We start from the raw sequence: 15,160 nt of genomic DNA on the forward strand, positions 1-15,160 counted from the left end.
GGGTCACTTCTTGCGACGACGGCCGCCGCTGTTCTTCTGCGCCTTGCGGCGCTCGGCGCGGGTCATGCCGTCCGCCGCCGAACGGAACTCGCCCGTGTCGTCACTGGCGTAGTCGGTCTCGATCGTGCCGCCCGCACCGTCGACCGTCGGGGCCGAGAAGTGCAGCCGGTCCGGCCGCTGCGGCTGCGCGAGGCCCTTCGCACGGATCTCGGGACGGGCCGCGGGGATGGTGTCCTGGACCTTGTCCAGGGACGGCGCGGCCTCCTCGACCGGGACCTCCTCCAGCTGCTGGTCGACCTGGACCTCCAGGTTGAACAGGTAGCCGACGGACTCCTCCTTGATGCCCTCCATCATGGCCTGGAACATGTCGAAGCCCTCGCGCTGGTACTCCACCAGGGGGTCCTTCTGGGCCATGGCCCGCAGGCCGATGCCCTCCTGGAGGTAGTCCATCTCGTAGAGGTGCTCACGCCACTTGCGGTCCAGCACCGAGAGCACCACGCGACGCTCCAGCTCGCGCATGATGTCCGAGCCCAGCTGCTCCTCGCGCGCCGCGTACTGCTCGTTGATGTCGTCCTTGATGGACTCGGCGATGAACTCGGCCGTGATGCCCGCGCGGTCGCCCGCCGCCTCCTCCAGCTCCTCGATGGTGACCTTCACCGGGTAGAGCTGCTTGAAGGCGCCCCACAGGCGCTCCAGGTCCCATTCCTCGGCGAAGCCCTCGACGGTCTCCTGGCGGATGTAGTCGTCGATGGTGTCGTCCATGAAGTGCCGGATCTGCTCCTGCAGGTCCTCGCCCTCCAGGACGCGGCGGCGCTCGCCGTAGATGACCTCGCGCTGGCGGTTGAGCACCTCGTCGTACTTCAGGACGTTCTTGCGCGTCTCGAAGTTCTGCTGCTCGACCTGGGACTGCGCGGAGGCGATGGCCCGGGTGACCATCTTGTTCTCGATCGGCACGTCGTCGGGCACGTTGGCCATGGCCATCACGCGCTCGACCATCTGGGCCTTGAACAGGCGCATCAGGTCGTCGCCCAGGGACAGGTAGAAGCGGGACTCGCCCGGGTCGCCCTGACGGCCGGAACGGCCGCGCAGCTGGTTGTCGATGCGGCGCGACTCGTGGCGCTCCGTGCCGAGCACGTAGAGGCCGCCGAGGTCCTTGACCTCTTCGAACTCGGCCTTGACCGCGGCCTCGGCACGCTCCAGGGCGCCGGGCAGCGCGGCCGCCCACTCCTCGACGTGCTCCACCGGGTCGAGGCCCATCTGGCGCAGCTCCGCCTCGGCGAGGTCGTCCGGGTTGCCGCCGAGCTTGATGTCGGTGCCGCGGCCGGCCATGTTCGTGGCGACGGTGACGGCGCCCTTGCGGCCGGCCTGCGCGACGATCGAGGCCTCGCGCTCGTGGTGCTTGGCGTTGAGCACCTCGTGCTGGATGCCGCGCTTGGAGAGCTGCTGGGAGAGGTACTCCGACTTCTCCACGGAGGTGGTGCCGACCAGGATCGGCTGCCCCTTCTCGTGCTTCTCGGCGATGTCCTTCACCACGGCGTCGAACTTGGCGACCTCGGTGCGGTAGATGAGGTCGGACTGGTCCATGCGGACCATCGGCCGGTTGGTCGGGATCGGCACCACGCCGAGCTTGTAGATCTGGTGGAACTCGGCGGCCTCGGTCATGGCCGTACCGGTCATGCCGGACAGCTTGCTGTAGAGGCGGAAGAAGTTCTGGAGGGTGATCGTGGCGAGGGTCTGGTTCTCGTCCTTGATCTCCACCCCTTCCTTCGCCTCGATGGCCTGGTGCATGCCCTCGTTGTAGCGGCGGCCCGCGAGGATACGGCCGGTGTGCTCGTCGACGATCATGACTTCGCCGTCCATGACGACGTAGTCCTTGTCCCGCTTGAAGAGCTCCTTCGCCTTGATGGCGTTGTTGAGGTAGCCCACCAGCGGGGTGTTGACCGACTCGTAGAGGTTGTCGATGCCCAGCCAGTCCTCGACCTTGGCGACGCCGGCCTCGTGGATGGCGACCGTGCGCTTCTTCTCGTCGACCTCGTAGTCGCCGGTCTCCTCGACGCCCTTCTGCGGGTTGGCCGGCTCGCCCTTCTTCAGGCGGGTGACCAGCTTGGCGAAGTCGCCGTACCACTTGGTGGCCTGGTCGGCCGGGCCGGAGATGATCAGCGGCGTACGGGCCTCGTCGACCAGGATCGAGTCGACCTCGTCGACCACGGCGAAGTTGTGCCCGCGCTGGACCAGCTCGTCCTGCGACCACGCCATGTTGTCGCGCAGGTAGTCGAAGCCGAACTCGTTGTTCGTGCCGTACGTGATGTCGCAGCCGTACTGCTCGCGGCGCTGCGCCGGCGTCATGTTCGCCAGGATGCAGCCGACCGACAGGCCCAGGAACTTGTGCACCCGGCCCATCAGCTCGGAGTCGCGCTCGGCCAGGTAGTCGTTGACCGTGATCAGGTGGACGCCCTTGCCCGACAAGGCGTTCAGGTACGCGGGCAGCGTGCCGACCAGGGTCTTGCCCTCACCGGTCTTCATCTCCGCCACGTAGCCCAGGTGCAGGGCGGCGCCGCCCATGAGCTGGACGTCGTAGTGACGCTGGCCGAGGACGCGCTTGGCACCCTCGCGGACGGTCGCGAAGGCCTCGGGGAGCAGGTCGTCCAGGCTCTCCCCGTCGGCGTAGCGCTGCTTGTACTCGTCGGTCAGGGCGCGCAGCTCGGCGTCGGAGAGGTTGATGAAGTCCTCTTCGATGGAATTGACCTGGTCCGCGATGCGGTGCAGCTTGCGCAGGATCTTGCCTTCTCCTGCACGCATGATCTTGCCGAAGACGGACACGTAGGCTAGCTCCTTGCCGGTCGGGCCTGGCACCGGTTCTCCCCCGCCGTGGGCAGGGGGCGGGTACGCGGGCACGACGGGACAGTCCCCGCCGCAACGGCCATCGTAAGCGAGGACCCCGCCGCGCCGGGAGGTCCGTCATCACCCGGGCCGGGTGTCACCCGCGGTGTCACCCGGTTATGGAACGAGCGAATAATCCCGAAGGTGCCGGGCTGAGGGTCTTTACACTCCGCCCATGGACCCCATAGAGCTCACGACCGATCGTCTGCTGCTGCGTCCCTTCGCCCCCGCCGACGCGGACGCGGTGCACACGGCCTGCCAGGACCCGGACATCCCCCGGTACACGAGCGTGCCCTCTCCGTACACGCCCGAGGACGCCCGGACCTTCATCGAGGAGACCTGCCCGGCCGGCTGGCGCGACGACACCATCTACACGTGGGGCGTCTTCACCCGGGAGGACGGCCGGCTCGCCGGCTCCATGTGCCTGGTGCGGCTCGCACAGCTGCGCTCCCCCGAACGCCAGGCCGAGCTCGGCTACTGGACCGCCAAGGACCAGCGCGGCCGCGGGTACACCGCGGAGGCGGCCCGCGCAGTGGTCCGCTGGGCCTTCGAGACCCTCTGCGTCGAGCGCATTGAGTGGTACGCGGAGGCGGGCAACGAGGGCTCGCGCGCAGTGGCCCTGAAGACCGGGTTCCGGATGGAGGGCGTCATGCGGTCGAAGATCGTTTACGGGGGCACGCGGCGCGACGCGTGGATCGGCTCCCTGCTCCCCTCGGACCTGGGCCTGCCCACCGCCGCCCCCTACCTGCCGTTTCCCGGGCGCGGCTGACCGGCTCCCCGGCCGTTGTCAGTGCCCCCGCCTAAGGTGACCGCCATGACAACTGCCGCCTCCGCCAAGGCCCGTAAGCCCGAGCACCACCTGTCCGCCGATGACGCGCGCCGGCTGGCGCTGCGCGCCCAGGGCCTGCTGGGCGCGCCGGACCGGCGGGCGGGCACGCGTGGCGTGCTGCGGCACCTGGGGGCCGTCCAGCTGGACACGATCTCCGTGCTGGCCCGCTCGCACGAGCTGGTGCCGTACGCCCGGCTGGGCGCGGTCGGCCGGGCCGCGGTCGAGGAGGCGTACTGGTCGGGGGACCACGCCTTCGAATACTGGTCGCACGCCGCGTGCATCCTGCCCGTCGAGGAGTGGCCGCTGTTCGCCTTCCGCCGGCGGGCCTTCCAGACGCGCGGGCACCGCTGGCACGTCATGGAGGACGCGGAGCGCTCGTGCGCGGCGGTCCGCGACCGGCTCAAGGCCGACGGCCCGCTGACGGCCACGGAGCTGGGCGGCGCCAAGAACGGCTGGGGGCACCTCCCAGCGGTAGCTGGGGGAGAGTGGTACGACTGGTCCGAGACGAAGATCGCGGTGGAGTGGCTGCTGGACACCGGCGAGGTGGTGTGCACCCGCCGGCGCGGCTGGAAGCGCGTGTACGACCTGGCCGAGCGCGCCGTGCCCGCCGCTCTCTTCCACGACGACCTGGACGACGCCGCGTGCACGCGGCGCCTGGTGGCGCAGGCCGGTGCCGCGATGGGCGTGGCCACCCGGGCGGACCTCGCGGACTATCACCGCCTCAAGGGCGAGCAGGTGGACGCCGTCATCGACGAGACCGGCCTGGTGCCGGTGGAGGTGGCGGGCTGGGCGAAGCCGGCGTGGGCCGACCCCGCGGCCCTGGCCGAGCAGCCCCGCGGCCGGCACCGCACGACGCTCCTGTCGCCGTTCGACTCGCTGGTCTGGGACCGCCCCCGCACGGAGCGGATCTTCGGCTTCACGCACCGCCTGGAGGCGTACGTCCCGAGGGAGAAGCGGATACACGGCTATTTCGCGATGCCGCTGCTGTCGGGCGGCCGGCTGCTCGGGCGTGTCGACCCGGCGCGCGACGGATCCACGCTGGTGGCCCGCCAGGTCTCCCTCGACGGGCCCAAGGCCGTGGCCCCGATGGCCGCGGCGCTGCGGGAGGCGGCGGAGTGGGTGGGCTGCGACGCCGTCCGGATCGAGCGCTGCGACGACGCGAAGCTGGCCGCAGCGCTGATCACCGCCCTGGACTAGCTAACGGATCTCCAGGATCTTCTCGCGCATCGCGTACACCACCGCCTCCATCCTGGAGTGCAGCTGCAGCTTCTCCAGGATGTTGCGCACGTGGTTCTTGACGGTGTTCTCGGAGATGAACAACTCCTTGGCGATATCGCGGTTGTTCATCCCCGTGGCGACGAGCTTGAGGACCTCCAGCTCGCGGTCCGTCAGCCGGGGCGCCGGCACCAGCCGGCGCTCGTCCGTGCGCTGGATCATCGACTTGAACTCGGTGAGCAGCTTGGACGCCATCGACGGGCTGATCTGCGACTGCCCGTCGGCAACGGCCCGGATGGCGGTCGCCACTTCGTCGGTGGAGATCTCCTTGAGGAGATAGCCGGTCGCCCCGGCCTTGATGGCGTCGTAGAGGTCGGCTTCCTCATCGCTGATCGTCAGCATGATGATTTTCGCACTGGGGGCCACCTCCTTGATGGAGGTGCACGCCTCGATGCCGCCGCGCTTGGGCATGCGGACGTCCATCAGCACGATGTCCGGCAGCAGGTCCGCGGCCTTGTCCACGGCCTCCGCACCGTCCCCGGCCTCGCCGACGACCTGGATGTCCTCCTCCTGCGCCAGGACGATCTCCAGGCCCCGGCGGAAGAGCGCGTGGTCGTCCACGACCAGGACCCGGATGGGCTCCTCGCGCGCCGCGCCCCTGCCCGAGCAGGCCTCGTCGTCGTCCTCGCCGGGCTCGAGTACGGGCCCGAACCTGTCCGCCATTGTTCCTCCCCCTGAAGACCCCTGAAGGCCCAGAGCCCCTCGCGGTTGCACTGTGCTGCGTGCTGCGCCGCCCAACCGGTTCCCCGGCGCCGGTGGTTGGCCGCCGGGCCATGATTTCATGCCGGGGGGCCGGGCGCTGCTTCCGTCGTCGCACGACGGCGCCCCGGGGGCGCGGGGGCGCGCCCCTAGGGCACCGGACCGACGGTTACGGCAGATGGCGCGGGAGGCCGGAGCCCCCCGGCTCAGCCGCCCAGCTCCCCGCCCGCACCACCGGGCTCTCCTTCGAAGAGCGGGTCGGCATTGAGGTGGATGACGCCGTAGTCGTAGGCGTGTCGCCGGTAGACGACACTGGGTTGTTTGCTGTCGGAGTCGACGAACAGGTAGAAGTCGTGCCCGACCAACTCCATTTCGTAGAGCGCCTGGTCGAGGGTCATGGGCGCTGCGGAGTGGGTCTTCTCGCGGACCACCAGAGGGCCTTCGCCACGGATCTCCAGGGATCCCATGCGGGTGACCGGCACCCCGTCCGCCGCCTGCTCGACGGCGAGTTCACCGCTGTCGGTGAGCTCCGCGGCGCCGATGACGGTCGCCGCGACATCGCTCGCGGGGATGCGGCCGTTGCCCCGCCGGGTGTGGCGCTTGTCGTTCTGCTTGCGCAGTCGTGCTTCGAGCTTGCTGGTGGCCAGGTCCAGTGCGACGTACGGATCGGTTGCTGCGGCCTCCGCCCGGATCACCGGTCCACGGGAACGCACCGTGATCTCCACCCGGTCGGAGCGGTCGGCCTGCCTGGGGTTGGGCTCCTTGGACACCTCGACGTCGAGGCTGATCACCTTGCCGTCGAGCTTCTGGATCTTGTCCAGCTTCAGCTTCTCGGCCACGTGCTTGCGAAAGCGCTCGGGCACCTCGGTCTTGCGGCCTTTGACGACGATGTCCACGCAGAACTCCGTTCCCGGATCGCCCCGCCGAAGGTGCGGAGCGCATCCCTCTTGCATCAGACTCCGGGGATACCCGGAGCCACCGACTTGGCGGTTTTCACCTCCTCCTCCCCCATCGGCAAGGTCTGCACCCCATCGACTTCAAGCTTCCGTGAAAGCGAGCAAAGCTCGCCATTCGGAAATGCGAGGCATAGCCCCTGCCATTCCTCACAACCGAACATATCTCGCTCGGACGCCTGTCGGTAGCCCCTACCGGGACGTACCTCCATTCAGGTGTTTCCTTGCCGTTACCATCAGCAACGAATGACGTTGCCCTTCAGTTCCGCTTCTTTTCGGCCTCGCGCGGGGGAACTCCGGACGCGGCCACGACGGCGGCGCCCAGCACGCCGGCGCCCGCGAGGGAGACGGCACGTGCGGCCTCGGCAAGCGAAGCCCCCGTGGTCATCAGATCGTCTACCAGCACCACCGGCCCCTCGCGCATCAAGAGTCCCTCTCCTCCCATACGTACCCCCAGTGCGCCGGCCACATTCGCCCTGCGCTGCCGGGCGCCCAGCCCGGCCTGGTCGGCGACGGCCCTGCACTGGCGCAGCACGGGCGCCGCACGGGCGGGCAGACCGGCGGCACGCAGGGAACGCGCGGCGGCGAGGGCCAGGCGCCGGCCGGCATCGTGACCGCGGGCGGCGACGGCACGGCGGGCCGAGGGGACGGGAACGAGCAGCAAGGGCCTTTCACCGGCCTCCAGGGCCCCTCCCCCGCCCCACCCGCCACCCCCCGGACAACTGGCCGCAGCGCGCACCGCACCCGCCAGGGCGGCCCCCAGCGGCCCCGCCAGCCCCAGCGCCCCGCGCTCCTTGTGCGCGAGCAGGGCGGCGCGCACCGGACCCTCGTACAGCCCGGCGGCATGGACCGGCGGCAGCCCGGCCGGCACAGGATCGGGCCTGACGCGCCACGCCGCACCCGCGCCCGGCACCGCGCCTCCGCCCAGCGCCGCCCGGCACGCTTCGCACAGCACGGACCGCGGCCGCCCGCACCCCGCGCACTCGCCCGGCAGCACCAGGCCCGCGATCTCCTGCCACCACCCGCGCACAGATCCACTGTCCCGCCGGCCGCGGCGCCCCGCCACCCCTGTGGAAAACCCCGCGCCGCGCCACCGGCACCCGGCGGCTATCCCGGGTAGACCGGCGCGGAGCCTTCCTTGGTCACCAGCTTCCAGTTGCTGTCCGGCAGCAGGCGTACGATCCCGCCGTCCCGCTCGGCCACCAGCGCCGGCGCCTTCGCCGTGCTCTCCGAGGCCGCTACGCCCCGCACTCCCGTGATGCCGGGCAGCGCGGAGGTGTTCGACAGCGATCCGTCCGTGTCGATGTACTGCAGCTGCTGCAGCCCGCCCTGTTCGTTCCCCGCGACCAGCAGCCGGCTCCCGCCGGCCCACGACACCGCGTCGACCTGCTCCAACCGCGGCGCCACCGAGCGCAGTTCCTGCACCGACAAGGTCAGCCGGCCCGCGCCCCCGTGACGTTCGACCCGCCCCAGCTTCAGGCTCGTACGGTCGTCCTTGGTCACCAGCAGCGCGATCCGCACACCGTCGGCCGCCACCCGCAAGCCGGTGATGCGCCCGTCGAGCCGGGGCACCTGGACCTCCTCCGGACTGCCCGTGCCGCCCGGCAGCCGCAGCAGCCGCGGCCGCTCCGGGTCCTGGTCGGCCACCCACAGGTCGCCGAGCCCGTCCCAGCTCGGGGCGGTCAGCCCGGCCTTCGCCCCGCCGCGCGCGGTCACCCGGGGCTCGCCCAGCGCCGAACCGGTCTCCAGGCGGGTGACGTACAGCGCCTGGCCGTTGGCGGCCACGCCCGCGGCGTGGTGCTCGCTGCGGTCCACGCCCACCGATCGCAGCTGCACGGCCCCGTCGGCCCCGAAGGGACCCGGCACCCGCCGCGCCTCCTCGTCGCCGTCGGCCAGGCTCACCATCCGGTGCTGCGCGTCCACGAAGTACTGCTGGTCGGCGCCGCGGCCGGCGGCCTGGTCGGGGGCGTACTTGCGCGCCTCCTCCCGCCCCAGCGAGCACAGCTGCGAGCCGTTGTCCCGCTGCAGCACCACTTGGCCGACCTTCGCCGACTGGTCCTGGACGGTGTACAGGAGCTGTGCGGCCATGCGCAGGCACTGCGCCTGGTTGGTGCCCGCGGCCTTCCCGTTGAGCCGGATCCTGAGGGCGTTGGAGTCGTCCACGGAGAGCCGCCGGTCCACGACCTTGGTGCCCGTCGGGAACGCCGTCGCGGCCACCGGGTCCAGCCAGTTGGTCGGCCCGTCCAGCAGGGCGTTGACCGTGGACGTCACGGGGTCTATGCGCTTGCGCAGATAGACGGGGTCGGCGACGAGCACGTCCCGGCCCTTGCCGGAGCCGGACGTGCCCAGCTCCGCGAAGTAGTACTTATTGACGGACCGGTAGATCCGCTGGAAGTCGGCGAGGCCGAGCACCAGCCCGGGCGGCAGCCTGTCGATGCGCCACTCGCCGCCCTCGCGCGCGACGTGGATGCGCTCCTTGTACGCGCCCTCTTCCGGCTTGTAGGCGTGCTTGGCGTCGATCCTGGCGACCTGCTTGCCGATCAGGGTGATCGTGTAGTCGCGGTCCCCGTCGCCGGTGCGCTCCACCTGCACCTGCGGCGGCTCCGCCAGCACGACCGTGCCCCACGACGGGTCCCACCGCCGCTGCTCGCCCTTGGCCAGGTACATGCGGGCCGTGCCGTAGTCCGGATCGTCGCTGGTGGTGGCCTCCAGGAAGCCCGTCACCAGCTCCTGCGGCCGCTCGCCCTTGTGCGGCGGCACGCCGTAGACGCGCACCTGGGAGTCCGCGTCGGCACGCTGCGACGAATCGACCGCCGTCACCTCGCCGCTGTCGGGCATCGAGGCGCAGCCGGCCAGCAGCGCGGCGCTCACGGCGAGCCCGCCGAACCCGGCGGTCCGCCGCCGCAGGCCGCTCGCCCGCCCGCGGCGATTGCGTTCAGCGCCCACGCGCCCGCCCCTCACGTTCTCCCGCGGACCCCGCCGCGGGCTTGCCGCCGTCCCGGTCTCCCGGGCGCACCACACGGGCACCACTGCCCGGCAGCGCCGCGGGATCCACGGCCGGCACGTTCTTGTTCTGCGGCGGTACGGGCGTCAGCCCGGCGCCCTGCGGCGGCACGCCGCCGGACCGCCCGGCCACGGCCACCGGCACGCCGGCCTCGCTCAGCCCGCGGTTGCGCCGGGAGTCCTCCGGCTCCAGCGGGATCGGCGATCCGCGCAACGTTTCTCCGGCCGTCCCCGGCAGCGTCAGCCGGAACTGCGAACCGCCGCCCGGCTCGCCCCACGCCTGCAGCCAGCCGCCGTGCAGCCGCGCGTCCTCGACGGCGATCGACAGGCCCAGGCCCGTACCGCCCGTGGTGCGGGCGCGCGCCGGGTCGGCCCGCCAGAAGCGGTTGAACACCCGGACCGCCTCGCCGGGCTTGAGACCCACGCCGTAGTCGCGGACGGCCACAGCGACCGCGCCGCCGGCCGCCGCCAGCCGCACGACCACGTCCCGGCCCTCGCCGTGCTCCACCGCGTTGACGACCAGGTTGCGCAGCACGCGCTCCACGCGCCGGGAGTCCGCCTCCGCGATCACCGGCTGCTCGGCGCCCTGCACCAGCAGCTTGCTGCCCTTGCGCTCCGCGAGCGGCAGGGCCCCTTCGATCACACGGTTGACGACGTCCCGCAGGTCGACCGGCTCGGCCTCCAGGGCCGCGGCCCCCGCGTCGAACCGGCTGATCTCCAGCAGGTCGGCCAGCAGCGACTCGAAGCGGTCGACCTGCCCGTACAGCAGCTCCGCCGAGCGCGCGGTGACCGGATCGAAGTCCTCACGGGCCTCGTGGATGACCTCGGCGGCCATGCGCACGGTCGTCAGCGGCGTCCGCAGCTCGTGCGAGACGTCCGAGACGAACCTGCGCTGCATCCGCGACAGCTGCTCCAGCTGCTGGATCTTGACCTGGAGGTTCTGCGCCATCTTGTTGAAGGCCTCGCCGAGGCGCGCGATGTCGTCCTCACCGGTGACCTTCATGCGCTCCTGCAGGACGCCCGCCGCCAGCCGCTCGGAGATGCTCGCGGCCATCCGCACGGGTGTGACGATCTGCCGCACCACGAGCCAGGCGATGGCCCCGAGCAGCACGACCACGAACACCCCGGCCGTCGCCAGCGTGCCCTTGACCAGGCTCAGCGACTTCTCCTCCTGGGTGTACGGGAAGAGGTAGTACAGCTGGTACGCCTTGCCGTTGGGGTCGTACATCCGCTTGCCGACGACCAGCGCCGGCTCGCCCTCGTCGGAGGAGTTGTGCTTCACCGACGCGGACTTCCACAGCGCACCGGTCTTGGAGTCCACCTGCTTGCGCAGGTCGGCGGGGATGCTGGCCTCGGGGTCGATGTCACCGGAGGCCCGCGGGCCGCGCGCCCCGGCGGACGTCATGTCGTTGTACCCCAGGTCGCCGTAGGCGAGGTCGCCGCCGCCGGAGCTGAGCGCCACCACGTGGTAGACGCCCTGGCCGCCGCTGGAGAGCTGCTGCACCTGGGCCGTCAGCCAGGCTCCGGGATCCGTGGCGCCGCGGCTGCCCGACTGGGCGTCCTGCCCGCGGGTGTCCCCCGCGGTGTCGGCGGCGTCCCGCGCCGCCTTGAAACCGCCCTCGGCCTGGCTCATCGACGCGTGCCGCTTGGCCTCCAGCAGGCCGTTGCGGACCTGCCCGATGACCACGACGCCCAGCAGCAGCACCACGCCCATCGACATCAGCAGCGTCGTCGCGACGACCCGCAGCTGGATGTTGCGCCGCCACAGGCGCATCGCGGGCAGCAGCGGACGGCGCACCCAGCGCACGTACAGCCTCAGCAACGGGTGGACCGGCCCCGCGGCCGCACCGTCGGACAGCATCCGCCCGGCCCGCCACAGGCGCCGGAAGAAAGATATGCCGCCCGCCGTCTCGACGGGCCGCCCCACGCCCCGCTCCGGGGCGGCACCGTTGCCCGACACGTCAGCTCGGCCCGGCCTTGTAGCCCACACCACGGACGGTCACCACGATCTCCGGCCGCTCCGGGTCCTTCTCGACCTTGGAGCGCAGCCGCTGCACGTGCACGTTGACGAGGCGGGTGTCGGCCGCGTGACGGTAGCCCCACACCTGCTCCAGGAGCACCTCACGGGTGAAGACCTGCCACGGCTTGCGGGCGAGCGCGACCAGCAGGTCGAACTCCAGCGGCGTCAGTGCGATCGACTGCCCGTCGCGCTTGACCGAGTGCCCGGCCACGTCGATGACCAGGTCGCCTATCGCCAGCTGCTCCGGCGCGGGCTCCTCGGAGCGGCGCAGACGGGCGCGGATCCGCGCCACCAGCTCCTTCGGCTTGAACGGCTTGACGATGTAGTCGTCGGCCCCCGATTCCAGGCCGACGACGACGTCGACCGTGTCGCTCTTCGCCGTCAGCATCACGATCGGCACGCCGGACTCGGCGCGGATGAGCCGGCAGACCTCGATGCCGTCCCGGCCGGGCAGCATCAGATCGAGCAGCACAAGATCGGGCTTGACCTCACGAAAAGCAGCAAGTGCCTTGTCGCCGTCCGCTACAAACGACGGCTCGAAACCCTCACCACGCAGCACAATGCCGAGCATCTCGGCCAGTGCGGTGTCGTCGTCGACGACAAGGACGCGTCCCTTCATATCGACATCATCCCATTTTCGCATCCGGTCCATAGAGCCGGGTGACGGAGCTCACCTGGCGCGACTGACACACTTCGGTGTGTCCCGTTGACCCGGGACACCGACAGCGTTCGCCGCCAGGGGTGGACAGTACACGTGCGGATCAGGCCGGCTCACTCCCGGATCCCCGCCGTGACCTGCCGCAGAGCTCCGCCAGCCCCGCCCGGGTCACCGGCGAGACCACTCCGTTCTCCGTGACGACGGCAGTCACCAGTTCCGGTGGTGTGACGTCGAACGCAGGGTTGTACGCCTGCGTCCCCAGGGGAGCCACCGGCACCCCCGTGCCCGGCTCCGCGCCTGCCCCCGGCGGCACGACCGTAAACTCCGTGATCTCGTGCCCCGGGCGCTGCTCCACCTCGATCTCCGAGCCCGTCGGCGTACCGAGGTCCACGGTGGTCACCGGGGCCACCACCAGGAACGGCACGTGGTGATAGCGGGCCAGCACCGCCAGCGGATAGCTGCCGACCTTGTTGGCCACGGACCCGTCCGCGGCTATCCGGTCCGCACCGATCAGCACCGCGTCCACCTCGCCCGCGGCGAACAGCGACCCCGCCGCATTGTCGGCGAGCAGCGTGTACGCCATCCCCGCCCGGGCCGCCTCGTACGCGGTGAGCCGCGCCCCCTGCAGCAGCGGACGCGTCTCGTCCACCCACAGGCGCCTCAGCCGCCCCGCACGGTGCGCCGCGCTCGCCACGGCCAGGGCCGTGCCCTCGCCCCCGGAGACCAGCGCCCCGGTGTTGCAGTGCGTGAGAACCCGGAACCCGCCGCCGGGCACCAGCTCCTCCAGCAGGGCCAGCCCGTGCTCCGCCATGCGCGCGCTGGCCTCCGCGTCCTCACGGTGCAGGGCCCGCGCCTCCGCGAGCGCGGCCGCGGCGGCCTGAGCAGGCCCGCTGCCGTCCTTCAGGGCCTCCTCGTACGCCCCCAGGGCACGCCGCACCCCATAGGCGAGGTTCACGGCCGTGGGGCGTGCGTGCGCGAGGAGCTCTGCGGCCTCCACGACGTCGAAACCCCGGACGGCGGCCAGCGCCACCCCGTACGCCCCGGCGATCCCCAGCAGCGGGGCGCCCCGGACGGCGAGCGTACGAACCGCGTCGACCAGCGCCGGCACGTCCGTGCACACCAGCCCGACCTCTTCCGCGGGGAGCCTGCGCTGGTCCAGGACCACGAGCACGGGCCCCTCCGGCGGCTCCTCCCATCTCAGCGCGGGAACGGAGCCGGGCTCGACGGACGCCATGGATGCCGCGAACTGATCAGCCATCCATCCAGTCTGCCGCTCGTGCCCCGACTATTGAAGGTCGCCTTGGGATTACTCCCTCGTACGAGCTCGCGGGCGGCCCGGATCACCGTGACACGATTGCCGGAAGTCGCTCGCCGCCGAACCGGCGGACGGGCGGGCACTGAGAAGGAGCGAGACGCACATGACTGACTCTCCGGGCCGGACCTCGCCCGGATCCTCCCCGTCCGACGAGCGCGACCCGGCGGCGACGCAGGAACAGAAGAAGCCGGAGCAGGCACAGCCGGAGGCGCAGGCAGAGACGCAAGCACAGACACAGGAGCAGCCACAAGGGCAGGCCCAAGGGCAGCCCCAGGGGCAGGAAAGAGCCCAGTGGGCCCAGGAACAGCCTCCACCGGGTGACTGGTCGACCTCTCCCCCGAACCCGCCCCGGCAGCGCACACGCGCCCGGGCGAACACGTCCTCGGGCGGCTCCGGGGCACCGGGTACCCAGGGCGGCCAGGCAGGCCGCGGGGGTACGGGGCCGCAGCCCGACTGGAGCCAGTGGGCCGGGGGCCGGCCGCAGGCGCCCCAGCCCGGGGTGATCCCGCTGCGTCCACTGCAGACCGGCGAGATCATGGAAGGCTCGATCCGCGCGATGCGCCTCCACTGGCGCTCCGTCGTCGGCATCTCCCTGACGGTGGCCGTGGCCACGCAGAGCGCGGCGACGGTGATCGAGCGGTGGTGGCCGCGCAGCGCGGAGGAGCTCGACGCGCTCGGCGGGGAGACCCCGCAGACGCCGAAGGAACTGGTCGACGCCATAGGCAACGGCCTCGGCAGCCTCGGGGTGGCCTGGCTGCTCAGCCTGGTCGGCTCCATCACCGCCGCGGCCCTGCTCACGGTGATCGTCAGCCGGGCGGTGCTGGGTCGTCCGGTCACCGCCCGGGAGGCATGGCGGAGCGCCAGGCCGCAGCTGGCGCGGATGGCGGGGCTGCTGGTCCTGCTGCCGATGCTCCTGGTCGGTGTCTTCGCCGCAGGTATCGTCTGGGGCCTGCTGGCGGCCGCACTCGGAGCCGAGCAGGCAGGAATGTCGCTCATGGCGCTGGGTGGTCTGGTGTCCATGGTGGTGGCGACCTGGCTCTGGATTCGCTACAGCCTCGCCGCCCCGGCGCTGATGCTGGAGAAGCAGAGCGTGCTCGGAGCCATGCGGCGGTCGGCGAAGCTGGTGCAGGGCGCCTGGTGGCGCGTCTTCGGAATCCAGCTGCTGTCCGTGCTGATCACGCTGCTGGTCAGCCTGATGGCCCAGGCCGTCGTCATCGTCTTCGACGTCCTCATCAATGGTTACGGCGAACAGTCGGCCGCCGAGGCGACGGACTGGGCCTCGCTCATTTCCATCGGGATAGCGGCGGTCATCAGCTCCACGATCACCCTTCCGGTCACGGCCGGCATGACGGCGCTGCTGTACATGGACCAGCGCATTCGACGCGAGTCCCTCGACATCGAGCTCGCACGGGCGGCCGGCGAATAAGAGCAGTTGAATTGCCGCTCAGGCTCGGCTGTGTTTCCTTCCGGGGGTTTCCTCCGGGGGAATGCAGCCGAGCAGGCGGGGAGAGTGGCAGGAAGGACTCTG

11 protein-coding genes are annotated in these 15,160 nt (G+C 71.3%); 3 read left to right on the forward strand and 8 right to left on the reverse strand.

The window, feature by feature from the left end; translation table 11 throughout:
• Positions 1-3 precede the first annotated feature (3 nt).
• On the reverse strand, positions 4-2,820 hold the full coding sequence (gene secA, locus NQU55_RS35670; protein ID WP_168096623.1) for a preprotein translocase subunit SecA: 2,817 nt from the start codon (positions 2,818-2,820) through the stop codon (positions 4-6).
• Positions 2,821-3,055: 235 nt separating this feature from the next.
• Between secA and NQU55_RS35675 the strand changes: the two genes are divergently transcribed.
• Both NQU55_RS35675 and NQU55_RS35680 read left to right on the forward strand, forming a co-directional pair.
• The gene (locus NQU55_RS35675) at positions 3,056-3,649 is read left to right on the forward strand and encodes a GNAT family N-acetyltransferase (RefSeq protein WP_168096492.1); all 594 of its coding nucleotides are present in this window, start codon (positions 3,056-3,058) and stop codon (positions 3,647-3,649) included.
• A 45-nt stretch (positions 3,650-3,694) separates the two neighbouring features.
• Entirely contained in the window at positions 3,695-4,906 is a 1,212-nt protein-coding gene (locus NQU55_RS35680; protein WP_206330146.1) for a winged helix-turn-helix domain-containing protein, read from the forward strand.
• On the opposite strand, the gene NQU55_RS35685 is transcribed toward NQU55_RS35680, so the two are convergent.
• From NQU55_RS35685 to mtnA, 7 genes are all read right to left on the reverse strand, one after another.
• On the reverse strand, positions 4,907-5,647 hold the full coding sequence (locus NQU55_RS35685; RefSeq protein WP_168096490.1) for a response regulator: 741 nt from the start codon (positions 5,645-5,647) through the stop codon (positions 4,907-4,909). It abuts the gene before it with no gap.
• A 242-nt stretch (positions 5,648-5,889) separates the two neighbouring features.
• On the reverse strand, positions 5,890-6,579 hold the full coding sequence (hpf, locus tag NQU55_RS35690) for a ribosome hibernation-promoting factor, HPF/YfiA family (RefSeq protein ID WP_372504872.1): 690 nt from the start codon (positions 6,577-6,579) through the stop codon (positions 5,890-5,892).
• Positions 6,580-6,895: 316 nt separating this feature from the next.
• Positions 6,896-7,666 carry a ComF family protein gene (locus NQU55_RS35695; protein ID WP_168094681.1) on the reverse strand — a complete coding sequence of 257 codons (771 nt, stop codon included), beginning with the start codon at positions 7,664-7,666 and terminating at the stop codon, positions 6,896-6,898.
• A gap of 77 nt (positions 7,667-7,743) precedes the next feature.
• A complete protein-coding gene (locus NQU55_RS35700) occupies positions 7,744-9,582 on the reverse strand; it encodes an LpqB family beta-propeller domain-containing protein (RefSeq protein ID WP_256791836.1) in 1,839 nt (612 codons plus the stop codon).
• Positions 9,572-11,599 carry an MtrAB system histidine kinase MtrB gene (mtrB, locus tag NQU55_RS35705; RefSeq protein WP_372504873.1) on the reverse strand — a complete coding sequence of 676 codons (2,028 nt, stop codon included), beginning with the start codon at positions 11,597-11,599 and terminating at the stop codon, positions 9,572-9,574. Before mtrB ends, NQU55_RS35700 begins: the two co-directional genes overlap by 11 nt.
• Before the next feature lies 1 nt (position 11,600).
• Positions 11,601-12,278 carry a two-component system response regulator MtrA gene (mtrA, locus tag NQU55_RS35710; RefSeq protein ID WP_055539974.1) on the reverse strand — a complete coding sequence of 226 codons (678 nt, stop codon included), beginning with the start codon at positions 12,276-12,278 and terminating at the stop codon, positions 11,601-11,603.
• Between the two features lie 142 nt (positions 12,279-12,420).
• Positions 12,421-13,575 carry an S-methyl-5-thioribose-1-phosphate isomerase gene (mtnA, locus tag NQU55_RS35715; RefSeq protein WP_168094680.1) on the reverse strand — a complete coding sequence of 385 codons (1,155 nt, stop codon included), beginning with the start codon at positions 13,573-13,575 and terminating at the stop codon, positions 12,421-12,423.
• A gap of 160 nt (positions 13,576-13,735) precedes the next feature.
• Between mtnA and NQU55_RS35720 the strand changes: the two genes are divergently transcribed.
• The gene (locus NQU55_RS35720; protein ID WP_168094679.1) at positions 13,736-15,058 is read left to right on the forward strand and encodes a glycerophosphoryl diester phosphodiesterase membrane domain-containing protein; all 1,323 of its coding nucleotides are present in this window, start codon (positions 13,736-13,738) and stop codon (positions 15,056-15,058) included.
• The last annotated feature ends 102 nt before the right edge of the window (positions 15,059-15,160 follow it).

Origin of the sequence: Streptomyces telluris (assembly GCF_024519335.1) — a bacterium.
Lineage (GTDB): Bacteria > Actinomycetota > Actinomycetes > Streptomycetales > Streptomycetaceae > Streptomyces > Streptomyces telluris.

Coding starts and splice junctions, on each gene's coding strand:
- NQU55_RS35680 (WP_206330146.1), top strand. CDS start 3,695: ATGACAACTGCCGCCTCCGCCAAGGCCCGTAAGCCCGAGCACCACCTG.
- mtnA (WP_168094680.1), bottom strand. CDS start 13,575: ATGGCTGATCAGTTCGCGGCATCCATGGCGTCCGTCGAGCCCGGCTCC.
- NQU55_RS35685 (WP_168096490.1), bottom strand. CDS start 5,647: ATGGCGGACAGGTTCGGGCCCGTACTCGAGCCCGGCGAGGACGACGAC.
- NQU55_RS35720 (WP_168094679.1), top strand. CDS start 13,736: ATGACTGACTCTCCGGGCCGGACCTCGCCCGGATCCTCCCCGTCCGAC.
- NQU55_RS35675 (WP_168096492.1), top strand. CDS start 3,056: ATGGACCCCATAGAGCTCACGACCGATCGTCTGCTGCTGCGTCCCTTC.
- mtrA (WP_055539974.1), bottom strand. CDS start 12,278: ATGAAGGGACGCGTCCTTGTCGTCGACGACGACACCGCACTGGCCGAG.